This is a genomic window from Halomonas sp. LS-001, from assembly GCF_052983955.1.
In genome coordinates this window covers 2,940,062-2,967,057 of record NZ_CM129816.1, presented here as the reverse complement: position 1 = coordinate 2,967,057, position 26,996 = coordinate 2,940,062, and the positions used below count along the sequence as shown (strand labels likewise).

Annotated in this window: 19 protein-coding genes and 1 pseudogene; 17 read left to right on the top strand and 3 right to left on the bottom strand. The window is 53.7% G+C overall.

Going from position 1 to position 26,996, the window contains the following annotated elements:
• Positions 1-38: 38 nt before the first annotated feature.
• The 3 genes from metK to ACU6TU_RS13285 form a co-directional block, all read right to left on the bottom strand.
• On the bottom strand, positions 39-1,262 hold the full coding sequence (metK, locus tag ACU6TU_RS13295; RefSeq protein ID WP_447141876.1) for a methionine adenosyltransferase: 1,224 nt from the start codon (positions 1,260-1,262) through the stop codon (positions 39-41).
• Between the two features lie 67 nt (positions 1,263-1,329).
• On the bottom strand, positions 1,330-2,487 hold the full coding sequence (gene cfa, locus ACU6TU_RS13290; RefSeq protein WP_447141875.1) for a cyclopropane fatty acyl phospholipid synthase: 1,158 nt from the start codon (positions 2,485-2,487) through the stop codon (positions 1,330-1,332).
• A 383-nt stretch (positions 2,488-2,870) separates the two neighbouring features.
• Complete coding sequence (locus tag ACU6TU_RS13285; protein ID WP_447141874.1) at positions 2,871-4,067, bottom strand: MFS transporter; 1,197 nt, start codon at positions 4,065-4,067, stop codon at positions 2,871-2,873.
• Between the two features lie 80 nt (positions 4,068-4,147).
• Here ACU6TU_RS13285 and ACU6TU_RS13280 point away from each other — a divergent pair, with 80 nt between their 5' ends.
• The 17 genes and pseudogenes from ACU6TU_RS13280 to ACU6TU_RS13200 all read left to right on the top strand — a co-directional run bounded on the left by ACU6TU_RS13280 (position 4,148) and on the right by ACU6TU_RS13200 (position 26,587).
• Complete coding sequence (locus ACU6TU_RS13280; RefSeq protein ID WP_447141873.1) at positions 4,148-4,489, top strand: TraR/DksA family transcriptional regulator; 342 nt, start codon at positions 4,148-4,150, stop codon at positions 4,487-4,489.
• A gap of 29 nt (positions 4,490-4,518) precedes the next feature.
• On the top strand, positions 4,519-5,298 hold the full coding sequence (locus ACU6TU_RS13275; protein WP_447141872.1) for an AraC family transcriptional regulator: 780 nt from the start codon (positions 4,519-4,521) through the stop codon (positions 5,296-5,298).
• Positions 5,299-5,504: 206 nt separating this feature from the next.
• Positions 5,505-5,861 carry a RidA family protein gene (locus ACU6TU_RS13270; protein WP_447141871.1) on the top strand — a complete coding sequence of 119 codons (357 nt, stop codon included), beginning with the start codon at positions 5,505-5,507 and terminating at the stop codon, positions 5,859-5,861.
• Between the two features lies 1 nt (position 5,862).
• Positions 5,863-6,801, top strand: a complete 939-nt coding sequence (locus tag ACU6TU_RS13265) for an ornithine cyclodeaminase family protein (protein WP_447141870.1) — start codon at positions 5,863-5,865, stop codon at positions 6,799-6,801.
• A gap of 165 nt (positions 6,802-6,966) precedes the next feature.
• Positions 6,967-8,040, top strand: coding sequence for a TRAP transporter substrate-binding protein DctP (gene dctP, locus ACU6TU_RS13260; RefSeq protein WP_447141869.1), 1,074 nt, complete (start codon positions 6,967-6,969; stop codon positions 8,038-8,040).
• A gap of 74 nt (positions 8,041-8,114) precedes the next feature.
• The gene (locus ACU6TU_RS13255) at positions 8,115-8,660 is read left to right on the top strand and encodes a TRAP transporter small permease (RefSeq protein ID WP_447141868.1); all 546 of its coding nucleotides are present in this window, start codon (positions 8,115-8,117) and stop codon (positions 8,658-8,660) included.
• Positions 8,657-9,931 (top strand): TRAP transporter large permease, encoded by a 1,275-nt coding sequence (locus tag ACU6TU_RS13250; protein WP_447141867.1) that lies wholly within the window; start codon positions 8,657-8,659, stop codon positions 9,929-9,931. Before ACU6TU_RS13255 ends, ACU6TU_RS13250 begins: the two co-directional genes overlap by 4 nt.
• 44 nt (positions 9,932-9,975) lie before the next feature.
• Positions 9,976-11,010 (top strand): histone deacetylase family protein, encoded by a 1,035-nt coding sequence (locus ACU6TU_RS13245; protein WP_447141866.1) that lies wholly within the window; start codon positions 9,976-9,978, stop codon positions 11,008-11,010.
• Entirely contained in the window at positions 11,011-12,165 is a 1,155-nt protein-coding gene (locus ACU6TU_RS13240; RefSeq protein ID WP_447141865.1) for a class II histone deacetylase, read from the top strand.
• On the top strand, positions 12,162-13,118 hold the full coding sequence (locus ACU6TU_RS13235; RefSeq protein ID WP_447141864.1) for a branched-chain amino acid transaminase: 957 nt from the start codon (positions 12,162-12,164) through the stop codon (positions 13,116-13,118). Before ACU6TU_RS13240 ends, ACU6TU_RS13235 begins: the two co-directional genes overlap by 4 nt.
• Before the next feature lie 159 nt (positions 13,119-13,277).
• Positions 13,278-13,683 (top strand): annotated as a pseudogene (locus ACU6TU_RS13230) (DNA/RNA non-specific endonuclease); the annotation flags it as partial.
• Positions 13,684-13,934: 251 nt separating this feature from the next.
• Positions 13,935-17,447 carry a BspA family leucine-rich repeat surface protein gene (locus ACU6TU_RS13225; RefSeq protein WP_447141863.1) on the top strand — a complete coding sequence of 1,171 codons (3,513 nt, stop codon included), beginning with the start codon at positions 13,935-13,937 and terminating at the stop codon, positions 17,445-17,447.
• 587 nt (positions 17,448-18,034) lie between these two features.
• On the top strand, positions 18,035-22,471 hold the full coding sequence (locus ACU6TU_RS13220; protein ID WP_447141862.1) for a BspA family leucine-rich repeat surface protein: 4,437 nt from the start codon (positions 18,035-18,037) through the stop codon (positions 22,469-22,471).
• A 273-nt stretch (positions 22,472-22,744) separates the two neighbouring features.
• Complete coding sequence (locus ACU6TU_RS13215; RefSeq protein ID WP_447141861.1) at positions 22,745-23,359, top strand: NBR1-Ig-like domain-containing protein; 615 nt, start codon at positions 22,745-22,747, stop codon at positions 23,357-23,359.
• A 53-nt stretch (positions 23,360-23,412) separates the two neighbouring features.
• Positions 23,413-25,443 carry a TonB-dependent siderophore receptor gene (locus tag ACU6TU_RS13210; protein ID WP_447141860.1) on the top strand — a complete coding sequence of 677 codons (2,031 nt, stop codon included), beginning with the start codon at positions 23,413-23,415 and terminating at the stop codon, positions 25,441-25,443.
• Positions 25,444-25,612: 169 nt separating this feature from the next.
• Entirely contained in the window at positions 25,613-25,861 is a 249-nt protein-coding gene (locus ACU6TU_RS13205; RefSeq protein WP_447141859.1) for a hypothetical protein, read from the top strand.
• A gap of 189 nt (positions 25,862-26,050) precedes the next feature.
• Positions 26,051-26,587 carry a hypothetical protein gene (locus ACU6TU_RS13200; RefSeq protein WP_447141858.1) on the top strand — a complete coding sequence of 179 codons (537 nt, stop codon included), beginning with the start codon at positions 26,051-26,053 and terminating at the stop codon, positions 26,585-26,587.
• Positions 26,588-26,996: the final 409 nt, after the last annotated feature.

Here is a 26,996-nt window from a genome sequence, read left to right as displayed (position 1 = left end):
CGTGTCAGGTTATCACTAAAGCGCAAGTGCTTACGCTCTTAAAGCCCGGCTGCCTGACGAAGCGTTTCGGCTCTATCCGTTTTTTCCCAGGGAAAGGCGGTAAACGTTTCTTTATGTAGCTGACCCTGGTCATCAGTCCACTGGTAACTATGCTCAAAGGGTTCGCGGCCAAAATGACCATAGGCAGCGGTGAGTTGATACATGGGGTGGAGGAGGTCAAGCATCCTGGTGATAGCAAACGGACGTAAGTCAAAACATTCACGTACCAGCGTCACTATGCTGGAATCCTCGATTTTGCCTGTACCGAAGGTGTCGATACTCACCGAGGTAGGCTCAGCAACACCGATGGCATAGGAAATCTGTATCTCGCATTTATCGGCCAACCCTGCTGCGACAATATTTTTGGCAACGTAACGTCCGGCATAGGCTGCGCTGCGGTCTACTTTTGAAGGATCCTTGCCTGAAAATGCACCACCACCGTGTCTTGCCATACCACCGTAGGTATCAACAATGATTTTTCTTCCCGTTAACCCGCAATCACCCACAGGCCCGCCGATAACAAATTTGCCCGTTGGGTTGATGTGGTACTGAGTGTGTTCATCAAGCCACTCAGCGGGAAGCACCTGTTCGATGACTTCATGCCTGATAATGCTGCGCAGTTCCTGCTGATCAATCTGCGGGTCATGCTGGGTTGATAGCACGATGGCATCTACGCCACAGGGCTGTCCGCTCTCGTTATAACGGAAAGTGACCTGACTTTTGGCATCCGGGCGTAACCAGGGCAATAACCCGTGCCGACGCAGTTGTGCCTGACGCTCAACGAGCCGGTGTGAATAGTGGATAGGCGCGGGCATGAACGATTCGGTTTCATTGGTCGCATAGCCAAACATGAGCCCCTGGTCACCGGCGCCCTGATCTTCCGGTTTGCTACGATCAACCCCTTGGGCGATATCTACACTCTGCTTGCCAATCAGATTGACAACCCCGCAGGTAGCACCGTCAAAGCCAACATCGGAAGAGGTGTAGCCAATGCCTGTGATAACGTCGCGAACGACCGCTTCCAGGTCTATCCAGGCCGACGTGGTGATCTCACCGGCAACGATGGCGACCCCTGTTTTTACCATGGTTTCACAGGCCACACGTGCCTGCTTGTCACGTGCAATGATGGCATCAAGAACCGCATCTGATATTTGGTCGGCAATCTTGTCAGGGTGCCCTTCAGAGACAGACTCTGAGGTAAAAAGAGAAAACGCTTTATGCATCGAAGTTCCAAAAGTTAACTGATTTAAATAATGCGGCTTTAATAAATAGTAACGGCTTTAAAAACGCTTAGCTAACGCGCTCATACCCACCCAGTACGCCTTTCTTGCTAAGCACAAATTGCCAGAGTTGAATATCACGTGCACGAAAGGCACCGGCACAGCTCAACAGGTAATAGCGCCACATACGGTAAAAGCGTTCATTGAATTGACCCTGAAATTTTGGCCAGTTAGCTTCAAAGTTAGCGTGCCATGCCATTAGCGTGCGGTCGTAATCGGCGCCAAAGTTGTGAGTATCTTCAACGACAAAAAGGGATTCCGCCGCATCAGTTACCTGGCTAAGCGCGGGGAGTTCGCCATTGGGAAAAATGTACTTGTCAATCCAGGGGTCAGGTGAGGTATTGCGTACATTTTTACCAATCGTATGCAGCAGAAACAGGCCGTCATCTTTCAGACAGCGGTTAGCCATCTGCATGTATTCCCGGTAATTCTTGCGACCCACGTGTTCAAACATACCGATGCTGACAATGCGATCAAACTGTTCGTGTTCATCACGGTAGTCTTTCAGACGGAACTCTACCGGGAGGCCGCTTTGCATGAGTTGTTTACCGTACTCTGTCTGCTCTTTCGAAATCGTCAGACCAACGCATTCAACGCCATAATGTTCAGCCGCATAGGCCATAAAACTGCCCCAGCCACAACCGATATCCAGAACGCGCATGCCCGGCTCTAATTCCAGCTTCCGGCAAACAAGGTCAAGCTTGGCTTCTTGTGCTTCGTCAAGTGTCTGAGCGTCTTTCCAATATCCGCAGGTATAGGTCATGCGTTTATCAAGCATGGCCGCGTAAAAGTCATTGCCAAGGTCGTAGTGAGCTTCACCTACATGGAAAGCGCGCTTGACAGTTTGAAGGTTGACCCAGCGCGCTTTAAGGTGGTGAAGTACGAGCTTGCTGTGGTTGACCTGGTCCGGAAGGCGTGCGCGCATCAGGCGGAAAAAAAACTCATCCAGTTTGTCAGCGTCCCAGTCGCCATCCATATAGCGTTCGCCGAGGCCCAGATTGCCTCTGGCCAGCGCATCGTCAATAACGCCGTGTGCATTCAGCTGCATATCCCAGGCGCGGTCACCATTGATATGAATGTCGGCTTTTTCGAGCTCTTTTGCGATGAATTTTTGTGAAGATGATGTTTCATCAAAAAAAGCAGTGTGGAAGGAAGATGCGTTTTGCAATGTAGAATCCTGTTTGAAAGTGGGAGCCTCTGCCGAATAAAACGGCAGCCATATGTGGGGCAACGTATCAAACACATTCAGGGTGGGTCGGTAGACATGGATGCCAGCGCCTGTTCCAGTAGCCAAAAAAACAATTGATTTTTAATATCAACTGATTACGTGGTAGCTGTACGTGCAGGCAGTGAGCTAGGGGGGAGTCATCAACTCTGAATAGGGAATCATAAGCGCTACGATCCTGTTGGATATTGCTGGTTGGAAAGACTGTCAGCCAGTAACTATTAATCAGTAACAGTGAAACAGCGGATGATGCATGAATCATGATTTATATGCATATGTTAGCAGATCAACAAAACTGAATCACGTCAGAAGTTTGTTAAGCCTTGTCAATGCCTGGTGTTGATTTGTCGCACTTCACGCAACACCGGTTGAGCCAGCAGCCAGCTGGCAATAATAAATACCAGCATGCCAGCGAGAATGGTCTCGAAGCCAATGCCCGCCCCCAGTACAACCCCAAGAACGGCGGGCGCGATACCGGTTGAAAACACCATGGAAGCGCTGAGTGCTGAGCGGACACGGCCAATATGCTCGGTGCCCCAAAGCTTGATCAATAAGCCTGCCGACACCAGTTCCTGCATGCCGGTGGCAATGCCGCCGCCGATCATCAATGCCCAGATGCTAAGATCACCGCCCCACACAAGTGCCATGACAATCGCCAGGCTGTAGGGTAGTAAGTAATAACGGGCCAGTTTGACGGGGCCGAGCTTGTCCATCCAGCGTCCGCCGAGCAATGCGCCGGGAAGTTTGGCCAGCCCCATGCCGGTCAGTGCCAGAGCGTAAACAGCGAGTGAGCTTTCGAGGGTCTCGGTAAGCTGCGCCTGATAGATAAACAGCCCGGTAATGGTCACCGGAGAGGCCATTAACAGGGGTAGCAGCATCCAGAATCGCCGCTCGCGGAAGGGGCGTGGGCCTTCAATGGTTCGGTTTTCGGGTTTTTTGCCGGGGGCTTTCGGCCAGGGGGCTTTGATAAGTAACCAGCACCAGGGAAGGGCGATCAACAGGGCCAGCAGCCACCAGAAACCTTGCCAGGCCAGCCAGGCGAGGGCTAAAGCCGCTACGGGCGGCAGCAGCGCTTCCCCTAGCGGAATCCCCAGCCCGACAAGCCCGATGGCACGCCCGCGCAGATGATGGAACTCTCGCGCAGCCAACGTGTTACCCAGATGGCTCATCATCCCCTGGCCGCATAAACGTACCAGGCCAAGGCCGAGAAGACCCAGTAGCCACCAGGTGGAGAGTGTCAGCAGTAAAATGCCAGCGACAAGCAAGAGCAGAATAGTGAGCGCAAAGCGCCGCGGCGAGACCCAGTCAATGCTGGGGCCAAAGCGCAGCATGATAAAACCGGCGCTCAGGGTTACCATGGCATAACCGGTACCAAACTGGCTGATAGTCAAGCCCAGGTGATCGGAGATAGGGGCTTGAAACAGACCAATAAAAAAGCTCTGGCCCAGGCTAGAGGTGAACATGGCCAGAAAAGCGATGCTGAGCACCGTGCGATGTTCGCGTAACAGCGTTCGATATCCCATGCAGCCTCTCAACAAGTGAACGAAAAGCCGTTAGTGTATCAGGCAGGGCTCTGGTGGACAGACTATAAAAGGAGACGTCCATGAATCATCCAGAACTGGATATGACAGTAATTCAGCATAAGCTGCTGGCGCTACGTGAGGAGTTACAGGCTGACAGTGCAAACAGCGAGTCATCGCGTGATACGGTCGTACTTGACCAAACCTCAGTGGGGCGTTTATCACGTATGGATGCCATGCAGGGCCAGGCCATGGCGAAAGCCGAAGAAGAGCGTCGGCAAATGCGTCTCAAACGGATTTCTGGGGCATTGCAGCGTATTGAAAAAGAAGAGTTTGGCGAATGCATCGAATGCGGTGAGTGGATCAGTGCCAAGCGGCTTGAATGGGATCCGATAGTGCTAAAATGTATTGAGTGTGCCGAGTAACGGTGATGGCTGACAAGGAAGAGGGCACTATGGCGAACTTTGAAGTTCACAGCCGCAATCTGACGCCTGAGCCTGTGGCCCATAGCCATGATTTCCACCAGCTGATACTCGCGACCAGTGGAGCGACCGAGCTTGCCATGGAAGGGCAGGAAGAGCGGGTCACGGCGCGCCGTGGCTGTTTGATCCCCAGTTCCCGCCATCATGAATATCAGGGAGATGGTGGGAATCGTACCCTGGTGCTGGATATCCCCGTTGCGCACCTTGCCACGCTTGAGAAAGGTAGCGAGATTGAGCGCCTGTTCGATAAACCGCGTTTTTTCAGCGTGCCGCCCGCGCTCAATCAGCTCACTCATGCGCTTTCTCAACAGCTTGAACAGTGCCCCGCACTGCAGAACGAGATTGCCGTGCTATTGCTGCGTGCGCTGACCATGTATCTGCAGGATGAGCCGGAAAGTGTCGTCAGTCAGCTTGGCAAACCCATCGGCAAGCGTTGCATCAGTGAGCGTCTGGATCTGGCGAGGCTGGATAACTGGATCGACCAGCACCTGGCCGATGCCATTCATGTTGAGCAGATGGCGGCGCTGTGTGCGCTTAGCCTCGGACATTTTCACGCCTGCTTCCGTGAGCTGACCGGTGTTACACCACTGGCCTATGTTCAGCGCCGTCGCCTGGAGCATGCGCGCACCCTGGTGCGCCACAGCGCCCTGAGTCTGGGCCATATTGCCATGCTGGTAGGCTTTCGAGACCAGGGGAGTTTCTCACGGGCTTATCGGCGTTATTTTGAGATTTCCCCCTCCACAGACCGTTAAACGCCAATCCCCTGAATTAGGGTCTGTTGACGTTTCATCGCGGCCGTGAATGAAACGTCAACAGACCCTAGCCCCACTTGCGTCTCTGTTCTTGAATAAAAGACTTTCGGGCAAATCTTCCTGATTTTGAGGCAAGCGTTAATAGCGCCAGCTTCGTATGCTCAAAGAAGCAGTACCCGAACGTATTTATCTCAGGAGAGACACCAATGGGCGTTACCTACCACGATAGCAATGCACGCATGAGCCAGATTGCCATTCACAATGGCAGTGTTTATCTGGCGGGCCAGGTACCGACGGATGCTTCTGCCGACATGGGCGGCCAGACCGAACAGGTGCTGGCACGCATCGACCAGCTGCTGGCAAAGGCAGGTACCTCCAAGGAACACCTGATCTCAGCGCAGATCTGGGTCACCAGTATGGCGGAATTTGACCAGATGAACGCTGCCTGGGATGCCTGGGTCGTGCCGGGTCGTCCGCCCGTGCGTGCCGCAGTGGAAGCCAAGCTCGCCAAACCGGAATGGAAAGTGGAAATCATGGTCGTGGCTGCGTTGCCGGAGGCGTGATATGCAGGTTATTTCTGCTGCCGATGTCGAACGTCACCTGGGTTGGAACGGCCTGATCCAGCGTTTGAAAACCACCTTTGTGGAGGGCGTGGAATCGCCGCCGCGCCATCACCACGCCATGCATCGCCCGGATGGTGAAGCCACCATGCTGTTGATGCCTGCCTGGGAAGAGGCGGGCTATATCGGTGTCAAGATCGTCAATGCGTTCCCGCAGAATGCGGATCACGGCATTCCGGCGATTTCCGGTCTGTATCTGCTCAGTGAAGGCAAGCATGGCCAGCCGCTGGCGTGTATCGATGGTAGTGAATTGACCCGCCGCCGCACGGCAGCGGCCTCCGCGCTGGCAGGCGATGTGCTGGCCAAAGAAGATGCTGACACTCTGCTGGTAGTAGGCACCGGCAAGCTGGCCCCCATGGTGATTGAAGCTTACGCCAGCGTACGCCCGATCAAGCGGGTGCTGGTGTGGGGGCGCAGCAAAGCCAAGGCAGACGCCGTGGCAGCTGAATACGCAGACCGCTTTGCAACCGAAGCCGTGACAGACTTGGCATCCGCTGTGGCTGAGGCCGATATCGTCAGCTGCGTGACGCTTTCCAGCGAGCCGCTGATCAAGGGCGAATGGTTAACGCCGGGCACTCACCTTGACCTGATTGGTGCCTTCCGCCCGACCATGCGTGAAACCGATGGCGAATGCCTGCGACGTGCCGACGTTTACGTAGATACCTACGCGGGTGCCAAAGGCGAAGCCGGGGATATTCTTCAAGCCATTGAAGAAGGCGCTTTCCAGTTTGACGACATCAAGGGCGACCTTGCCGAGGTGTTGAAAGGTGACAAGCCCGGGCGCACCTGCAGTGATGCCATTACGCTGTTTAAATCCGTTGGCGCCTCGCTGGAAGATCTGGCCGCGGCGATTGAAACCTGGGAAAGCATGGCCAACGCTTAAAAGTTGGCAGTAAAACGTTTTACATAATTATAAAAAGCATGACGACAAGGATGTCGCTTCCTCAGGAAAGGCATCTCTGTTGCAAGAGTGGGAACGCTAGCCACATAAACGCTGTTCAACCCACTTGCTAGACTAACAAGTTCAATAAATAAAACGAGGTGACTCATGAAATCCAACAAAACCCTGCTGATCGCTGCCGTGGCAGCTCTGCCGCTCGCCATTGCCAGCGCCAATGCCCAGGCACAGTCTCACGAGATGGTGATTGCGACCCAGCTACCCGAAGACATGGCCAACAACGCCATTTATCCGGCGCTGGCGCATTTCAAAAACCTGGTGGAAGCGCGTACCGAGGGCGACCTTGAAGTGACAATCTTCGGCGGCGGCCAGTTAGGTTCTGAAACCGAGAACGGTTCCGAAGTGCAGGGCGGGCGGACGTTACAATCAACCATACTGTCAGCGGGCGCCATGTCCTCATTTTACGGTGATTACCAGGCGGTCACAGCCCCGTTCCTGTTTACCAACTGGCGCCAGGCCTGGACCTTCTTCGACAGCGAATGGTTTGCTGACTTTATGTCCGGCACCATCGAAGAGGCCAGCATGCGTTATCTGGGAACCTTCGATGACGGTGGTGGCTTTGTCGCCTTCACTAACAACGAGCGCCTGATCAAGACCATGGAAGATCTGGATGGGCTGAATATTCGTACCGAGGAAAACCCGGCCCACGTTGCCATCATGCAATCCCTGGGGGCTTCCGCTACGCCGCTGCCCTGGGGTGAGCTGATTACCGCACTGGAAACCGGCCTGGCCGATGGTCAGTTCAACGCGCCGGTGCTCAACACCACGTTCAACTTTGATGCGGTGACCGATTACACCACGCTGACCGGCCATGTTTACAACAGTGCACCCTGGGTTGTCAGTGAAGACTGGTTCCAGTCACTGCCGGATTCGCACAAAAAAGCCGTGATTACCTCTGCCCGTGAAGCCATTCAGATGAGCCACGGTATGTCAGGTGCGCTGTCGACGGCCAGCTGGATTGAATCCTGCGAACGCTTTGAAGAATGCTATCTGATGCCTGCCGAAGAGCGTGAACGCATGGCAGAAGTGGCACGCCCGGCATGGCAGAACTGGATCGTCAACGACTTCGGTATGGATGAAACCCGCATCCAGGGGCTTCTGGAAGAAGTCGACCGTGTCGGCCAGGAGCTGGCGGAAGAAGACATGCGCGTTTATGGTCAATAACCTCTGCCGCTAATTAACGTGAGCAACAGATAAAGCGCCGGGGTAGTACATCTGCCCCGGCGTAGGGGATAGCCATGGACGTTCTACAACCCTTACGCCGCCTGAGCGACATCGTCAATCAGGTGGCCATTGTTCTGTGTGTCGGCTGCATTCTGGCCATGCTTGGCATTTCGTTTACTGCTTTCATCTACAAACTCATCACCGGCAGCACCCTGAGCTGGACCTATTCGCTTGCCCGACTGTTTCTGCCGTGGATCGGTTTTCTCTCCATGACCATTTCATTGCGCTATGGCGAACATGTCGCCATGACGCTGCTGGTCCGCAGCCTACCGCGTCTGCTGCTGCAGATTGCTGCCGGTTTCTGTCTGGCCGTGATGGCGCTGTTTGCCCTGATGCTGGTGTGGTACGGCTGGGATTACTTTATTTCCTCGACTCAGACGTATCTGGTCTCGGATCAGATCCAGATTTCCAGCAAAGTAACCGCGGTGGTGATCCCGATCAGTGGCGTCATCATGCTGCTGCATCTGGCACACGGTTTTGCCCTGTTGGAGCACTTTATCGATGAGCGTGAATTCATCGACGAGCTTATTGAAACGCCAGAAGAGGAGTCACGCTCATGACACCTGCGATTATTGTTTTTGTTCTGCTGCTTTTCGTGGGCGCACCGGTGGCGATTGTCATGGCCATGTCAGGGCTGGCGGGTGGCTTTGCCCTCGGTGGCGAGCGCATGCTGGGTATTATCGCTGACCGCATGTTCTCTGGCGTTTCCGGCTTTCTACTGATTGCGGTGCCGTACTTTATCTTTACGGCTGAACTGATGAACCAGGGCGGCCTGACCCATAAGCTGATTGCCTTCAATAATGCCCTGTTCGGGCGTATTCGCGGCGCGCTATCTCATGTCAACGTGACCGTTTCGGTGTTTTTTGCAGGCCTGACAGGTGCGGCGGTAACCGATACGGTAGCGATCGGTAAAATCATGATTCCTGAGATGAAAAAGCAGGGTTACGATGCTGACTATGCCGCCGCCGTGACCGCCTGTTCATCCATTATCGGTCCGATCATCCCGCCCAGTGTGGTCATGGTGGTTTATGCCACCTTGCTGCGTGATATTTCCGTTATCGACCTGTTTGCCGGTGGTATTATTCCAGGGCTTCTGATGGCATTGGCGCTGCTTGTTGTCAGTTTCTTTCTGGCCTGGAAACGTGGTTACCCGAAGCAGACGCCAACGCCGTTCAAGATGGCCATGGTGGCGCTTCTGGTGGCCCTGCCTGCCATGATCGTGCCGCTGGTGATTCTGGGCGGGATTCTTTCCGGCCTGACAACCATTACCGAGGCCTCGGGTTTCGCTGCGGTCTACACCATTGTGATTGGCGTGGTGTTTTACAGGAACCTGACCTGGCGCAAAATCTGGGATTCCCTGGTCACCACGGTGCGTTTTTCCGGCGTGGTATTTTTCCTGCTGGCGACGTCTGCCGTGCTTGGCTGGTTCGTCACGCGCTCGGGGGTAGCCCGCGATGCCGCCAGTATTATCACCAGTTTCAGTGATGCCGCTTTCGTGCAGTTGATGCTGGTCTGTCTTCTGCTGATCGTGATCGGTACCGTGATGGATGTCTTGCCTGCCCTGGTGGTTATGGCACCGGTTCTGGTGCCCGCGATGATCCAGCTTGGGTTTGATCCGTTACACTTCGCCATTCTGATGATCGTGGTGCTGAATATCTCCAATGTCACGCCACCGGTGGGGATGACCCTGATGACGGCGGCACGAATAGCAGAAGTGCCTTATGAGCGCGCGATTGTCGCTTCCTTGCCATTCTATGCGGCGTTTATCGGGGTCATTATTCTGTTGGCAGCGTTCCCAGCGCTTTCTACCTGGATTCCGTCATTGCTTTAACCTGGCAATCTTTGCCAGGTACCTAACCTTGGGGTGAACGATTAATGAAATGCTTCTACCATCCTGACCAGTCTCAGCATGCACCATCGACGTTTCTGTTGCGTGGCCAACCGGCCCCTTCGCCTGAAGGGCCGGTGCGCGCTGAGTTGCTGAGCGAAGGTCTGGCGGCAGCAGGCTTGAGCCTGACCGCCCCGATGGAAACAGACTCGCCGACGCTGCGTAAACGTCTTGAGCAGGTTCATACGTCGCGCTATCTGCAGTTTCTCGAAACCATCTATGAACGTTGGCAGGCGATACCCGGTGCGTCCGCGTTAGTGGCGCCCAATGTTCATCCGTGTGGAGGCGCTCAGCATTACCCGCGTCATCCTGTGGGCCAGGCGGGGTGGCATCTGCACGACATGGCCTGCCCGATAAGCGAAACCAGTTTTCGTGGCGCGATGGCCTCGGCCGCCACTGCCGTGGCGGCAGCGGAAGATGTGCTGAGAGGTGCGTCAAACGCCTACGCCCTGTGTCGTCCGCCGGGCCACCATGCCGGGCCGGATAATGCCGGTGGCTTTTGTCTGATCAACAATGCAGCGCTGGCCGCCAGCGTGCTGCGTGAGAAAGTGTCCAAAGTCGCCATCATTGACGTGGATTTACACCACGGCAACGGTACTCAGGATATCTTCTATCAACGCGGTGATATCTGGACCGGCTCGGTGCATGTCGACCCCAGCGATTTCTATCCCTTTTTCTGGGGTGGGGCAGACGAAACCGGTAGTGGTGACGGGGAAGGGGCTAATGTTAATTTGCCGCTTCCGCTGGGCAGCGACGGCGACACCTACCTGAGCGCCGTCGCTACCCTGATCAAACAGCTCAACCACTTCCAGCCAGAGGCTGTGGTGGTGTCATTGGGGTTGGATGTCCACAAGGATGACCCGCTGGCCGGGTTAAGCGTGGAAACGGAGGCATTTGTGGCCTTGGGCGAGCAGTTGAGCGCTTTGTCACAGCCCACCGTGGTGATTCAGGAAGGCGGCTATCCGACGGAACATCTAAGCGCTAACCTGACCGCTTTTATGCGCGGTTATCTGCGAGGCTGAATGAGCACGACAGGGTTAACAAAAACCGGGTTTACAAAAACAGGGGTAACAAAAACAGCAACAGGCTTTTACTGGCATGAACGCTGCTTCTGGCATGACCCGGGCGCCATCGGCGTGTTCTCCGCCCCTGGCGAATTTCTGCAACCGCAGCCCGCCTCGGAAAGCCCCGAAAGCAAGCGGCGGTTGAAAAACATTCTCGAAGTCAGCGGCCTGATTGACGAACTGCAGGTCATCAAGCCGCCAGTGGCTACTCAGGAAGACCTGCTGCGCTTTCATACTCCACGCTACCTTAAAATGCTGGCAGAAGACGATGCGCAAAGCGGTGGTAACGGCGGCGATTGCGCCCCCTTCATGCCGGGCAGCTGGGCAGCCGCCAGGCAGTCGGCGGGGCTTGCCGTGGCGGCGGTGGAAGACGTTGCTCTGGGGAACGTCGCCAATGCCTATGCGCTGTGCCGCCCACCCGGCCACCATGCCGAGGCCGACCAGGGGCGTGGGTTCTGCCTGCTGGGCAATATCCCCGTCGCCGTCATGCGCGCAAGGGCGCTGGGGCAGGTGAAGCGAGTGGCGATCCTTGATTGGGATGTGCATCACGGTAACAGTCAGCAATCGGCGTTCTACGCGGACCCTGAAGTACTGACCGTTTCCATTCACCAGTCGGGTAACTACCCACTGGACACAGGCCGCTTTGAAGAACAGGGCGAAGAGGCTGGAAAAGGGGCTAATCTCAACCTGCCTATGCCGCCAGGCTGTGGTTTGGGAGCTTATCAGTACGCCATGGAAACCTTGATTCTGCCCGCGCTGGAAGCCTTTGCGCCGGACATGATCGTGGTCGCCTGCGGTTATGACGCCTGCGCCAAGGACCCGCTGGGGAAAATGCTGCTGAACAGCGGCGCCTTTGGCGAGATGACCGCACAGCTCAAGGCGCTGGCAGAGCGCTGCTGCTCAGGCAAGCTGGTGCTTGTGCATGAAGGCGGTTATTCAGAAGGCTATGTGCCGCTTTGTGGCCACCGCGTTATTCAGACCCTGGCAGGCAGTGATATTGCGGTGTTTGATCCGCAGAACGATGAAATTGCCGCCTGGGATTATCAGGCGCTACAGCCGCATCAGCAGGCGCTGATAGATGGCTGGCGCCAACAGTGGGAGCAAAATGCATGACACCGCTTTATGATCGTGATGGCTGGATCTGGCAGGATGGCGAATGGCTGGACTGGCGTGAGGCCAAGGTTCACGTATTCACTCATACCCTGCACTACGGCATGGGCTGCTTTGAAGGCGTACGCGCTTATGAAGGCGAGCAGGGCACGGCGCTGTTTCGGGTTGCTGAACACACCCGCCGCCTGGCAGAAAGTGCCCACTCGCTGGATATCCCGATGGATTTCAGCGAAGCCGCGCTGATTGATGCCCAGCAGGAATGCCTGCGTAAAAACCAGCTCACCAATGCCTACCTCAAGCCGACTGTTTTTCTTGGTGCAGAAGGACTTGGCCTGCGCGCCAAGGGGCTGAGCACCCATGTGATGATTGCCGCCTGGGATCTTGGGCCTTATCTCTCGCCGGAAGCCAAGCGTTGCGGGCTGCGTGCGCTGACCTCCTCATGGGCGCGCCATCACGTCAATATCAGCCTGTGCCGCGCCAAAACCAGCGGCCATTACGTCAATTCCATGCTGGCGCTGAATACTGCCGTCAAGGCCGGGTTTGATGAAACCATCATGCTCGACCCGGAAGGCTACGTGGCCGAAGCCTCTGCCGCCAATGTCTTCCTGCTGCGCGACGGCGTGCTGCACACCCCGGAAGTTACCTCCTGCCTGCAAGGCATCACCCGCGACAGCGTGATTCAACTGGCCCGCGAAGCGCTGGGCATTGAAGTGCGCGAGCGGCGCATCACCCGCGATGAACTTTACACCGCCGATGAAGCCTTCCTGACCGGCACCGCCGCAGAAATTCTCCCGCTACGTGAACTGGACGGGCGCAAAATCGGTTTCAGGGCAGGTGCCCCCGCCGTGGATGCCCCGATTCCCGATGACAGCGTCACCGCCCGGCTGCAGCGAACCTATCAGCAAGCTGTACGTGGTGAACTCCCTGCGTTCAAGCACTGGCTGACGGCTATTTGAGCTTGTGTCAGTTTTAACATAAGGTAAATAAGGAGAAGCGAAATAACGTAGGTGTGAAAAAAATATAGACGTGAAAGAAAGTAAAAATGAAAGCAAGGAGAAGTAAAAACAGGGAGGTGGGAAATGGGGAGAGCACAATTTTCTGGGTTTTTTGGTGGGCTGATTCGCCAGTTATGGCAACGCCTGGAAGAAGCGGTGATGGACCACTTTGCCCCACGTTTTGAGTACCTGCAAGTCATTACCGGCCCTGTCTACGGAGAAGGGGTCAGTAATGTGATGGACCGCGTGGGTTTTGTAGCCTACTACAAAATCATTGTCGCCCCAGACCCGGATGCTCCTAGCGCTGGCGTTTATCATGCCGCAAAACGTGCGGGGCAACGGGGGCAACGGGGGCAACGAGCCGCTGGATGATTATCTGGTTTCCATCGACGAGGTGGAGCGGCAAACCGGTTTGAATTTCTTCCCGGATATCACCCCAGCAACCGAACAAACTCTGGAAGGGCAGATACGCACAAACGGCTGGGCGCTGGAGGAAGTCGCAAGCAAGCCCGGGCGGTTTCAGTAACCCCCTGAATTCCCGATTTCCTACCAATAAATGAAGGCCCGCTCATAGCTTGTGAGCGGGCTATTAGCCAGTTTTCCTCTCCAGCATCCCATTCTCTCTAGCAAAACCTTCAGTCGGTTATCATCTTCTGAAGCCCTGGCAGATGTAGCATTTGTTTAGAATGTAACGTTCTGAAATGCGATAGGTTAGTCGATTGTATTTGTTTTTATTGCTTATATTCGTCAAGAGACAACCATTCCAGAGGAAGGAAAATGGCATATCCAGAAATTGAAAACGGCACGGTGACAGATTTAAGCGAATGGTTTAAAGGTGGCATAGACCCTGACGGCAACCCCATTCCTGATATTACCGGCTGGGATACGTCCAGCGTGACGAATATGGACGAGATGTTCTGGTCCGCTTATGCCTTTAATCAGGCTATCGGCGGCTGGGATACGTCTAACGTGACGGATATGGGTTGGATGTTCAACGGCGCTGATAATTTTAATCAGGCTATCGGCGGCTGGGATACGTCCAGCGTGACGAATATGGGCGGTATGTTCTGGAGTGTTGATACCTTTGATCAGGATATCGGCGGCTGGGATACGTCCAGCGTGACGGATATGGGCGCTATGTTCGCGTATGCTGATGCCTTTGATCAGGATATCGGCGGCTGGGATACGTCTAGTGTGACGAATATGTACGCGATGTTCCGCGACGCTGATGCCTTTAATCAGGATTTATCGGGCCTTGAGATCCAGAACGTAATTAAAATGCGAGCTATGCTGGAGAATTCTGGCCTTACGGTGAGTAACTACGATGCCACGCTTAACGGTTGGTATCAGCAGGCCCTGACAAGCGGTGTGCAGGAAGGCGTAACCCTGGGTGCGGAAGGCCTTCTGTATTCTAGTGAATCACAGGCCGCCCGTGATGCGCTGATCAACGATTATGGCTGGACGATTGAAGGCGATGCACTCTGGACGCCAGGCGAAAACCGCGATCCGAATGCCATTATAGATTTTATTAAAGTTTCTGGGGCGGGTGATTCCGTTACCTTTGACCCGCTGGCCAATGATCGCGATCAGGATGGCGATGCCCTGACCATTGACAGCTGGACCGATCCAGAAAATGGAACTGTCGTGGCCAATGACGATGGCACCCTGACCTACACCGCCAACGCCAACAACTGCGATGATAGCTTCACCTACACCGCCGATGACGGTAAAGGTGGTACCGATACTGTGTCGGTCATTGTTGACGGTACCATGACTCTTGAACCAGAGTTGCCAGGATGGCCTGGTGAGCAGCAGCCGGTGGCTTCCAATGAAAATTCTTTGGCTTCTGCAATTGCTGCTGGAGAATTCAAAACAGCAAGTGACGCGATTAAAGCAGGTTTTGGCGATTTTTTCGATTTTGAGGCCGACAACATAAGTTATTCGGGCTCGTCCGAAGCTGCTTTCTTGGTTGACGACTTCCATATCGAAGCCTTGCAGCCTGGTTTGGACTCTTTTAGCTACGGAACCGGCATCATGCTATCTTCCGGCGGCTTCCCCGGAACTTCTAACACTGAATCCTTCTTTAGCGTATATCATGAGACAGATGGAGACCCGGATTTGACGGCCACCGCGCTCGAGGCCTTTCCCGGCGCGGGGGGTACCAATGATGCCTCTGTCATCGAGTTCACTGTTGATGTCACTGATCCAGGCGTGGACGCCCTTCGCGCGAGTCTTGTCTTTGGGTCTGAGGAATTTTCAGAGTTCGTGGACAGCAGCTTTGTCGACATCGCAGGTTTGTATGTGAATGGTGTCAACTATGCTGCCTTCGAAGCTACGGGAAAGCCGCTGAGTGTTATATCAGATAACCTCGAATCGGGTGTGTTTATAGATAATGAACCAGCGGGCTCTGCGCCTTATGGCATTGAATGGGATGGGTTTAGTAAAGAAATATCGGTGCGTGCACCTCTTGAACAAGGTATAAATACGGTCAAGATCGGCGTTGCTGATACCGGCGATACTGCTTATGATTCCGGTCTTTTTATTGCGGATCTTGCTTTACTCGGCGGTGGAGGCACTGGCGGTGGTGCTCTCAGTGTCGTCAAGCCTGATGACACAGGCAAAGCAACAGCATCTATTGCTGCAGAAGAATTCGTGCTTGAAAGTGGTGCGGGATCAACGATCTCAGGTTCTCCTGGCGACTTTAATGGTGACGTGATCACCGGTTTTGATAGCTCTGACACCGTGAAGTTTCTCGATACACTGTTTGGCGTATCAGACGTTACATTCAGCAGCGGTTCGGTGATCATGGACATTGACACGAATGGTGACGGCGAGCCTGATACCAACCTGACCTTCGCTGGACAAGACAACCCTGAGAGTTTCGTCTTCTCGCAGGAAGACGGGGCAACGATTATTGGTCTCGAAGGTGATCCCGTCGATAACGACGCCCCGGTTGCCGAAGACGACACCGCCACCACCGTCGAAGACACCGCCGTGACAGTAGATGTGCTGGCCAACGACAGCGATGTAGACGGCGATGACCTGACGGTGACCAGCCTGGGCGTAGCCTCCAACGGCGAGCTAACCAACAACGGTGATGGCACGGTGACCTACACCCCCAACGCCGACTTCAACGGCAGTGACAGCTTCACCTACACCATCGACGACGGCAACGGCGAAACCGCCACCGCCACGGTGAATGTTGACGTAACGCCTCAACCGGAACCAGAGCCACAGCCAGAACCAGAACCAGAACTAGAACTAGAACCAGAGCCGGAACCAGAGCCGGAACCAGAGCCGGAACCAGAGCCGGAACCAGAGCCGCAGCCAGAGCCTGAGCCAGAGCCGGAACCCGAGCCAGAGCCGGAACCACAGCCGGAACCAGAACCAGAACCAGAACCAGAACCGCAGCCTGAGCCTGAGCCAGAGCCGGAACCCGAGCCAGAGCCGGAACCACAGCCGGAACCAGAACCAGAACCAGAACCGCAGCCTGAGCCTGAGCCAGCACCCGAGTCGTCAGGTAACGATTTCTGGCACTGGTGGCAAGGCGTAGGGGGAGGTAGCGTTAATCCAGGTTCGTCGCCAGTGGTCAGTAACGATGAGATGACGGGGAACTTTGGTTGGCTGGTGAGCGGAAACCTTTTTGCTGATAACGGCCATGGGGCTGATCAAGCGGCACGTGATGATGCCATCACCGTTACCGCCATTGACGGCCAGGATGTCATGCCGGATGAAGAATTAATGCTGGAATCCGGTGCCAGCGTGGTCGTGCAGGAAAACGGTGACTTTGTTTATGACCAGGGCGCAGCCTTTGCCGGTATGGCAGGAAGAGAAACGGTCACGGATAGCTTTGAATACACGATTACCAACAGCCAGGGTGATGTATCGTCCGCGGTGGTGAGCGTTGAACTTGGTAATGCGAGCGACAGTGTAGAGGTGTCGGCTATCGAGGCACTTTATCAGGTGGCGTTTGACCGCGATGCGGATGCTGGCGGGCTGGAATACTGGACCGGTATTCGCGAAGAAGGTAGCAGCCTGTTTGACGTGGCGGATTTCTTCTTCGGGTCAGAAGAGTTCGTCAGCGAGCATGGCGATAACCTGAGCGATGAAGACTTCATCACGCTGCTCTATGACAACGCCTTTGACCGCGCCCCGGATGCAGAAGGACTCGAGCACTGGTCGGAAGGGTTGGAAACCGGGCAGGTCGATCAAGGCGATGTGATGGCGCATTTTGCCTCATCGGATGAAATGCAGACCAAGTACCTGGCGGAAGGATTTATCTTCGCCTGATAGCGAATGCTTGGTAGTTAAACGTCGTCATCAGCTAAGCGGCTATCCTTCTTCGGTATTTGAAAGCAACCGAGAAGGGTAGCCGTTTTTTTAGGTTCATCGCGGTGATGCAATTCTGTCACGAGTCGATTAACAGGGATACGTTATGGCGACTCACCACCACGATACCGGCTGGGCGCTGAGGTCAATCTGGGAAGGCTCGACAGCCTGATGGAAGACAAAGACATGCTGGCAAAGAATTTGGAAAACCTGGTCAAGAAAGAACGCCTGGAAGGACGTCAGGAAGGGCGCTTGGCTTAAGCGCATGAGACTATGCGAAACAGTTAATCTCGGTCGACCTCACGGCCCCCAGCCTCCCCTGCACCGTTAAATCAGAATGGAAGGCCACCTGCGCCGATGGCTACCTGCTCTTTCCTGATAAAGCCCCGCTTTACTGCATCGCCAAGGTGTGTCTGCTGTAATAGCCCGCTTCAATACCATCGTATAACGCTTATTTAGTAAAAATTTCTAATGTCCAACCCATTGGACATTTTTGTTGCTAGTTTTCGGAAGAGTTTACTTGGCGCACTGAACCACAGGAGAAGGCTATGGCAACGCAAAACGGCCCCGGTGTCACGGATTTGAGCGGATGGTTTGCTAACGGCAGCGACCCCGATGGTAACCCTATCCCGGATATCACCGGCTGGGATACATCCAGCGCGACAGTTATGCGCGCGATGTTCGTCGGCGCTGACGCCTTTAGTCAGGATATCGGCGGCTGGGATACCTCCAGCGTGACGGATATGGCCTATATGTTCCAAGTCGCTTACGCCTTTGATCAGGATATCGGTGGCTGGGATACCTCCAGTGTGATACGTATGAACAATATGTTCTCTCAAGCCGAATCGTTTGATCAGGATATTGGCGGCTGGGATACGTCCAGCGTGACGACTAGTATGCAGAGTATGTTCAATGGAGCTGTAGCTTTTGATCAGGATATTGGCGGTTGGGATACCTCCAGCGTACCCAGCGTGAGCGGTATGTTTTTGGACGCTGAAGCCTTTAATCAGGATATCGGCGGCTGGGATACATCCAGCGTAACGGACATGGGCCAGATGTTCTTTCGGGCTGTAGCTTTTAATCAGGATATCGGCGACTGGGATACGTCAAGCGTGTCGGAGATGAACGGTATGTTCTATCGGGCTGATGCCTTTAATCAGGACTTATCGGGCCTTGAAATCCAGAATGTAACCAGAATGCGGGGTATGCTGAATGATTCTGGCCTTACGGTGACTAACTACGACGCTACGCTTAACGGTTGGTATCAGCAGGCGCTAACAAGCGGTGTGCAGCAAGACGTGACTCTGGGGGCAGAGGAGCTGCTGTATTCAAGCGATTCACAGACTGCCCGCGAGGCGTTGATCAACGATTACGGCTGGACGATTGAAGGCGATGTACTCTGGACGCCGGGTGAAAACCGCGACCCGAATGCGATTATAGACTTTATCAAGGTGACTGGCGCGGGTGACTCCGTTACCTTTGACCCGCTGGCCAATGATCGCGATCAGGATGGCGATACCCTGACCATTGACAGCTGGGCCATCCCGGAAAACGCAACCGTAGTGATCAATGATGACGGCACAATGACCTACACGGCCGGTGCGGATTTCGACACCACGGAACGTTTTACCTACACGGTAAGCGATGGCAACGGCGGTACAGATACCGCTGCTGTTCGGGTGAGGTTGAACGACGCCCCGGTGGCTGAAGACGACCCCGATGTCACTGATTTGAGCAGATGGTTTGCTAACGGCACCGATCCCGACGGTAACCCCATCCCCGATATCACCGGCTGGGATACCTCCAGCGTGACGGGTATGGCCTATATGTTCGCTTACGCCGATGCTTTCGATCAAGACATCGGTGGCTGGGACACGTCCAGCGTGACGGATATGGCCTATATGTTCGCTTACGCCGATGCTTTCGATCAAGACATCGGTGGCTGGGACACGTCCAGTGTGACGCATATGATCTCTATGTTCTCATCCGCTGATGCCTTTAATCAGGATATCGGCGGCTGGGATACCTCCAGCGTGACGGATATGAGAGATATGTTCTTTTCCGCTAATGCTTTTAATCAGGATATCGGCGGCTGGGATACGTCCAGCGTGACGGATATGTTCCAGATGTTCTTGGATGCTGATACCTTTAATCAAGATATCAGTGGCTGGGATACGTCCAGCGTGACGGATATGAGCTCTATGTTCTATGAGGCTGACGCCTTTAATCAGGCTATCGGCGGCTGGGATACGTCAAGTGTGACGGAGATGAATCAAATGTTCCTTGATGCCGCGGTGTTTAATCAGGCTATCGGCGGTTGGGATACCTCCAGCGTGACGGATATGGGCGTGATGTTCGCTTACGCTGATGCCTTTGATCAGGATATCGGCGGCTGGGATACGTCCAGCGTGATCTCTATGTACGGTATGTTCGCGCGTGCTGATGCCTTTAATCAGGATATCGGCGGCTGGGATACGTCCAGTGTGACGGATATGGAATTTATGTTCTCAGCTGCCGAAGCGTTTGATCAGACTATCGGCGATTGGGATACGTCCAGCGTGACGGATATGAGATGGATGTTCAACGGAGCTGATGCCTTTAATCAGGATATCAGCGACTGGGATACGTCCAGCGTGACGGATATGGGGTGGATGTTCCGAAGGGCTGATGCCTTCGACCAGGACTTATCGGGCTTTGAAATCCAGAATGTAAGTCGAATGGACGATATGCTGAATGATTCCGGCCTTACCGTGGCTAACTACGACGCTACGCTTAACGGCTGGTATCAGCAGGCGCTAACAAGCGGTGTGCAGGAAGATGTGAATTTGGGGGCAGAGGGGTTGCTGTATTCAAGCGATTCACAGGCCGCCCGCGAGGCGTTGATCAACGATTACGGCTGGACGATTGAAGGCGATGCACTCTGGACGCCGGGTGAAAACCGCGACCCGAATGCGATTATAGACTTTATCAAGGTATCTGGCGCGGGTGACTCCGTTACCTTTGACCCGCTGGCTAATGATCGCGACGAAGACGGCGATACCCTGGCCATTGACAGCTGGGCAGACCCGGACAACGGAACCGTAGTGGCCAATGATGACGGCACCTTGACCTACACGGCCGGTGCGGATTTTGACACCACGGAACGTTTTACCTACACGGTAAGCGATGGCAACGGCGGCATCGATACCGCTGCTGTTCGGGTAAGGTTGAACAACACGCCGGTGGCCGAAGACGATACCGCCACCACTGATGAAGATACCGCCGTGACGGTGGATGTGCTGGCCAACGACAGCGACGTAGACGGCGATGACTTGACGGTCACCAGCCTGGGGACTGCCACTAATGGTGAACTGACCAACAACGCCGATGGCACGGTGACCTACACTCCCAACGTCGACTTCAACGGCAGTGACAGCTTCACCTACACCATCGACGACGGCAACGGCGAAACCGCTACCGCCACGGTGAATGTTGACGTTGCCGCAGTGAATGACGCCCCGGTGGCCGAAGACGACACCGCCACCACCGATGAAGACACCGCCGTGACGGTGGATGTGCTGGCCAACGACAGCGACGTAGATGGCGATGACTTGACGGTTACCAGCCTGGGCGAAGCAGCCAACGGCGAGCTAACCATCAACGCCGATGGCACGGTGACCTACACCCCCAACGCCGACTTCAACGGCAGTGACAGCTTCACCTACACCATCGACGACGGCAACGGCGAAACTGCCACCGCCACGGTCAATGTTGACGTAACGCCTCAACCGGAACCAGAGCCCGAGCCACAGCCAGAGCCGGAACCCGAGCCAGAACCCGAGCCAGAACCCGAGCCGGAACCCGAGCCAGAACCCGAGCCAGAACCCGAGCCAGAACCCGAGCCAGAACCCGAGCCGGAACCCGAGCCAGAACCCGAGCCAGAACCCGAGCCAGAACCCGAGCCAGAACCCGAGCCGGAACCCGAGCCAGAACCCGAGCCAGAACCCGAGCCAGAACCCGAGCCAGAACCCGAGCCAGAACCCGAGCCAGAACCCGAGCCAGAACCCGAGCCAGAACCCGAGCCAGAACCCGAGCCAGAACCCGAGCCAGAACCCGAGCCAGAACCCGAGCCGGAACCCGAGCCGGAACCCGAGCCGGAACCTGAGCCGGAACCGCAGCCCGAGCCAGAACCTGAGCCGGAGCCGGAGCCCGAACCTGAGCCAGAACCCGAGCCAGAACCGCAGCCACGTCCAGAGCTGCCTGGCATCACTCCGCCGATTTTGGTGACGCAGAATGTGGAACCGGTAGCGGGCGATGATGCCATTGCTGGCCGGTTCGGCTGGCTGATCAGCGGTAATCTGCTGGCTGATAATGGTAGCGGTGCGGATCAGGATGCCGATGGCGATACCATCTCCATCACCCGGATCGAAGAGCAGGCGATTGTTTTCGATACCAAGATGGAACTGGCATCTGGCGCGACGCTGATCGTGCAGGAAAACGGCGACTTTGTTTACGACCAGCGTTCAGCCTTTGACGGTTCCTCAGAAGCGTCAGCAGTAGATACTTTCGAATACTCTGTTGAAGACGGTAAGGGCGGCGAATCCTCAGCCGTTGTGACTGTTGAGCTGGCGGATGTAACGGATGGCGTTGAACTGTCGGCTATCGATGCACTTTATCAGGTAGCGTTTGACCGCGAAGCGGATGCTGGCGGGCTGGATTACTGGACCGGTATTCGTGACGAGGGCAGCAGCATTTTCGAGGTGGCGGATTTCTTCTTCGGTTCAGAAGAGTTTGTCAGCGAGCATGGCGATAGCCTGAGGGATGAAGACTTCCTCACGCTACTCTATGACAATGCCTTTGACCGCGCCCCGGATGCGGAAGGGTTCGAGCATTGGTCGGAAGGGCTGGAAACCGGGCAGCTCGATCAAGGCGATGTGATGGCGTACTTTGCCTCATCCGATGAAATGCAGACCAAGTACCTGGCGGAAGGCTTTATCTTCGCCTGATAGTGAATGCCTGGTAGTTAAACGTCGTCATCAGCTAAGCGGCTATCCTTCTTCGGTATTTGAAAGCAACCGATAAGGGTAGCCGCTTTTTTATGATAATAGGCTTGGTAGAAACCCAGAATTCGAACAAAGATTCTGGTTTTGCGGCATTTTAATCGTGTGTTTTTTTGTGTATATTTATATCTTTATATTATATTTTAGAAAAATATAGTTTAAGGATGCTTGATGTTGTAAAGGCGCTCAGGAGTGGCGATAAACAAAAGGAGCTTTGTGATGAGTGAGCTAAGATTCCCGGAATTTCTGGGGTTATTAATCAAGAAGTCTAACCTCACCAAAAGCCAGCTGGCTGAGCGGGCCGGTATCTCACGAGCTAGCCTCTATAACCTGATCAATGGCGATGTGGCAGAAAGTAAGCTCTCTACCTTGATTCGGTTGTCCTCAGCGCTAGGGGTGCATCCACTGGATATTCTTCAACCTTATTTTAAAGGAGCCATGCGAACCTGCACGGGCTCATCCCAAAAAACGGGAACCTCATTTATTGAAGATATCACTTACCCTGACTACTCGACCGTGCTGCCCAGTCAGACTTTTACCAAAACCTGGGCAGTGATGAATACCGGTAAAACTGCCTGGGACGGGCTGTTTCTCACCTGTCAGGACTTCCCATTAGCAATTCGTGATTTTTCCACCGGGCTTACACCTACCCATCGCAACGTTCCCATTCCGTTCACTGCCCCCGGTGAAAAACGGCTCGTTTCAGTGAATCTCACTGCTCCTAGCTTACCCGGTACCGTTCAGTCCGAATGGAAAACTACCCGTGCCGATGGTTCTCTGGTGTTTCCTGATAAAGTTCCGCTCTACTGCATTGTCAAAGTTTGTTCACTGTAATACTCCAGCGTTTTCATAAAATTTGCTTCTATAACGACAAAAAAGGCGGCTGTATGAAAAAAGCTCCGCAAGTTCTGTTTACCTCTTTAGCAATCTTTCATGCAGCCAGTCCGGCGGCTAGTGAACCTATTGCAGGACATAGTCTGAAGGATCAGGTTGTCGTTGCGCCTTCATGGATCAATTCGGTTCAGGGGCCTATCAATAATGCAGGGCACAATTATCAGACTCAAAGCCAACTTAATTCGGGTTTTCTCAACCGTTTCAACGCGTCATCAGCCTCTCGCCTGATTGATTATATTCCCGGCGTGCAAACCAGCCGTAATGGAGCCGGTATGGGGGAAGACTACACCGTGCGTGGCTTTCCTCTTGGAGGGCGGCTGTTGCTGGATGGCGTACTGGATAATCAGAGCCACTTTATTCGTGACCCGGCAACATATGAACGCCTGGATGTTATCAAAGGGCAAAGCAGTGCCTGGTACGGCGCAGGTGTGCCGGGCGGTTCCGTCAATTTTATTTCAAAACAACCGGAGTATCAGCCCGCTACTCAGATAACCGTTGGGGTCGGCAACGATGATGACAAAACTTTTGTTGTCGATTCTACCGGCCCTCTGGCCAAGCAAAACCAGTGGGCATACCGCAGTATTCTGGCGGCCCGCCAGGTCGATAGGGAAAAACGCCATGTCGATTCAAAGCCGCTAACGCTGATGAACAGTGTCGCCTGGCGTAATGATACCGCTGGATTAGTCGGCACCTGGGAATATAGTCGCCAGAATGCCCCCTATGATTTTGATAGTGTCTACGCTCACGGCGCCCCGGTTTACGGAGTATCCTATGTACATCCGGATTCCTATGCAGAAAACACCTACCACCGTTTGGAGTTGCAGGGGGAAACCCAGCTTTCCTCGCACCTTCGTCTCAAAGGTATTTACCGCTTTATTGATGGCCAGCGCGAAGAGAAGCGCATCGGCTTCTGGTTTATGCAGGATGAAGATAGCCCTTTACCCGGTTATTACCGTGAGGTGGATGAAGGCTTTAATCAACATACCGCCCAGTTAAGCCTGCACCATGATTACCAGCTCGGTAACAGTCAGCATGAAACTGCCCTCGGCGTTGCTCACCACAAAACCCGCACTGTCTATGATGATGCGGTGTCTTCTTACGACTTTAACCTGGACATCTATCAGCCTGATTTTAACGTCACACTGCCACAGGCAGATCAGCTTTACCCGCTCAAGGGAAATGTTCACTGGGAAGAGTTGGCACTCTTTCTCACACAGCAAGGCCAGTTGGCCAATAATCTGGAGATGACGCTCAGTGGCCGAATGACCGATTACCGGTTGGCTAACCAGCGTAACAACACGCGCCAGAGTGAAACGGATAACCACACAATAAGCTATTCCGGGGGGCTTGCGTGGTCACCCGCTGAGTCGTTTACGTTACGCGCCAGTTATAGCCGTTCCTGGTTGGCGAACCGGGGGCAGGATGATAATGACAACTACTTTTCTCCTAGCCAGGGGGTGCAGCATGAACTGGGCATCAACTGGCAGGTTACGCCTGCCGTGCTGGTCGATGCTGCTGTTTTTGCGATACAGCAGGACAACTTGCTGATTCGCCATCCTGAGATTGAAGACCGCTTTGAGCTGGCTGGCGAAAAAGCCGTTAAGGGGGCTGAGATCAATGTGGATTTACATCTGAATGATCAATGGCAAGCCAGTATCGCCAGTACCTATATGGACGCCAGGCTAGAAAAAACCAACGACGAAAACGCGGGCAACCGCTTTGCCAGCATTCCTACCCACCAACATGCCTTTCTCCTGCACTACCAACCTATCAGTCAGCTTGAGTCAACAGTGGGCGCTGTTTATATGGGGCGCCGCCCCGGCGACCGCGCCAACGAATTTTATGTCGGCAGCTACACCCGCTTCGACGCCAGCGCCCGCTGGCAAGCCACGCCTGACCTTTCATTTCAGGCCAGTATCCTCAACCTGACCGATATCGACTATGTAGCCAGCAGCACGGCCAACGACTTTCTCCGCCTGGGCGAATCCCGAAGCTTCCGAATCAGCGCCACACAGCGATTTTAAGACTATCGTCTAGTGCTAATTGAGGAAAAGTTTTCCGAGTGTCCAGCATGTTGGACATTTTTATCTATAGCATTAAAGAGTCAGATCATGAGTGTAACCCTAAACTAGTGTCATATGTTTTGCGTCCCATATGTGCTAGTAATAATTTCTTGGATGCTGAGGAAGGAAAATGAAAAGTATTCTTGTTTTAGCGCTAGCCATAGGTATTGCATCAACGTCTGCATTTGCAGGTGTTTCACATATACAAAATAATGGAAATATAAGTGGCGTGCCATCTTGGAGCGTAAGTTGTTCGTCAGGAGGAAGTTACGTAATTTATAAAAAAAATGGTACTTGGTATCGTGGCGATATAGGGCATATGGGAAACCGCTACGACTCTTGGTCTCTTGATGATGTTGCATCATTCGTCTGTAGTTAATAAAAATAAGCGATGAACACTTATCCTGGGTTATTCATGAGCCAGTCCTAAAACGGCTACTTAAGACTGAAGCCGGCAACACAGGGCTTCAAAACGCTTAATCGGTACTCTCATGAATGAGGCGGGATGATTTCTAGCCCGAAATACACACCCAACGACGAAACTTAATAAAATATGAGGTTGCAGATTATGTTTACTATTAAGAAAATATTGCTCTTCCTTTTTTTAAGCTTTCTTTCAGTGCCAGCAGTCGCAGAGCCGTCAAAAGCAGAAACTTTTTCTTTTTTAAAAGAAAAATTAACGTTTAGTTATAAGTATGGTTATGGTAGTTATTCGGAAAAGTCGCTGTCAGCTTCAGAGGATTTTTGCACAATAACAGCCAGCTCGGAAGTGTTTCCTCATGACTATGGTATTCACTCTCAATATTTATGGCAAGAAACTATAAAGTTAAAGGAAGTTGACCCTACAGAGATAAGAGAAGTATATCGTAGTCATAACAATAGTGATAATGTATACATTATGATTCGAGAGGGCAGGGAGTTGATCAATGTAAAAATAACTTACAGTCGATTTGCACTGCAGAGAGCCCCTGATGAATTTAAAAATAAAGAGTTTAATAAGTCAGAGACTGAGCTTAAAACAATAGGTGAAAGAGATGCGGAGAAAGTAGCAAGAGCTTTCACCCACCTTGTGTCGTTATGTGGGGGCACTGGGGAGTTATTCTGAGCCTGTATGAGGATTTTTTAGTATTTCATGTCATCCCGCCTTAATTCCCATGTCCTGATACCTGACCTTGCCATGGTTCAGCTTTTCGTAGCATATTATATTCTTGAGGTTTCCACTGTTACTGGGACAAGATCAAGGTGTTTGAATACACTTATCTAAACGACAACAAGCAATGACGGCACAGTTTCATAAGGATGATCAGCCTAGAAGCGTTTGAAGTCCGAATGATCGCTTAAAACCAGTCTTCGCTGTTGCTGGGAAAGATCAAGCCACCTGTGCCGATGGCCACTTGATCTTTCCCGATAAAGCCCCGCTTTACTGCATCGTCAAGGTGTGCTCGCTGTAACAGCGGTTGGCAAATCCCCACAGTCTACCTTCTCTAGGCCAGCACCCTGAACCTTCCCGCTAT

What these genes read in the sequence shown, in the direction of transcription:
- ACU6TU_RS13215 (WP_447141861.1), top strand. Translation starts at nt 22,745, where the DNA reads ATGAGTGAGCTAAGATTCCCGGAATTTCTGGGGTTATTAATCAAGAAG.
- dctP (WP_447141869.1), top strand. Translation starts at nt 6,967, where the DNA reads ATGAAATCCAACAAAACCCTGCTGATCGCTGCCGTGGCAGCTCTGCCG.
- ACU6TU_RS13210 (WP_447141860.1), top strand. Translation starts at nt 23,413, where the DNA reads ATGAAAAAAGCTCCGCAAGTTCTGTTTACCTCTTTAGCAATCTTTCAT.
- ACU6TU_RS13265 (WP_447141870.1), top strand. Translation starts at nt 5,863, where the DNA reads ATGCAGGTTATTTCTGCTGCCGATGTCGAACGTCACCTGGGTTGGAAC.
- ACU6TU_RS13225 (WP_447141863.1), top strand. Translation starts at nt 13,935, where the DNA reads ATGGCATATCCAGAAATTGAAAACGGCACGGTGACAGATTTAAGCGAA.
- ACU6TU_RS13250 (WP_447141867.1), top strand. Translation starts at nt 8,657, where the DNA reads ATGACACCTGCGATTATTGTTTTTGTTCTGCTGCTTTTCGTGGGCGCA.
- ACU6TU_RS13280 (WP_447141873.1), top strand. Translation starts at nt 4,148, where the DNA reads ATGAATCATCCAGAACTGGATATGACAGTAATTCAGCATAAGCTGCTG.
- ACU6TU_RS13275 (WP_447141872.1), top strand. Translation starts at nt 4,519, where the DNA reads ATGGCGAACTTTGAAGTTCACAGCCGCAATCTGACGCCTGAGCCTGTG.
- ACU6TU_RS13200 (WP_447141858.1), top strand. Translation starts at nt 26,051, where the DNA reads ATGTTTACTATTAAGAAAATATTGCTCTTCCTTTTTTTAAGCTTTCTT.
- ACU6TU_RS13255 (WP_447141868.1), top strand. Translation starts at nt 8,115, where the DNA reads ATGGACGTTCTACAACCCTTACGCCGCCTGAGCGACATCGTCAATCAG.
- ACU6TU_RS13220 (WP_447141862.1), top strand. Translation starts at nt 18,035, where the DNA reads ATGGCAACGCAAAACGGCCCCGGTGTCACGGATTTGAGCGGATGGTTT.
- ACU6TU_RS13205 (WP_447141859.1), top strand. Translation starts at nt 25,613, where the DNA reads ATGAAAAGTATTCTTGTTTTAGCGCTAGCCATAGGTATTGCATCAACG.
- ACU6TU_RS13240 (WP_447141865.1), top strand. Translation starts at nt 11,011, where the DNA reads ATGAGCACGACAGGGTTAACAAAAACCGGGTTTACAAAAACAGGGGTA.
- ACU6TU_RS13245 (WP_447141866.1), top strand. Translation starts at nt 9,976, where the DNA reads ATGAAATGCTTCTACCATCCTGACCAGTCTCAGCATGCACCATCGACG.
- ACU6TU_RS13270 (WP_447141871.1), top strand. Translation starts at nt 5,505, where the DNA reads ATGGGCGTTACCTACCACGATAGCAATGCACGCATGAGCCAGATTGCC.
- ACU6TU_RS13285 (WP_447141874.1), bottom strand. Translation starts at nt 4,067, where the DNA reads ATGGGATATCGAACGCTGTTACGCGAACATCGCACGGTGCTCAGCATC.
- metK (WP_447141876.1), bottom strand. Translation starts at nt 1,262, where the DNA reads ATGCATAAAGCGTTTTCTCTTTTTACCTCAGAGTCTGTCTCTGAAGGG.
- ACU6TU_RS13235 (WP_447141864.1), top strand. Translation starts at nt 12,162, where the DNA reads ATGACACCGCTTTATGATCGTGATGGCTGGATCTGGCAGGATGGCGAA.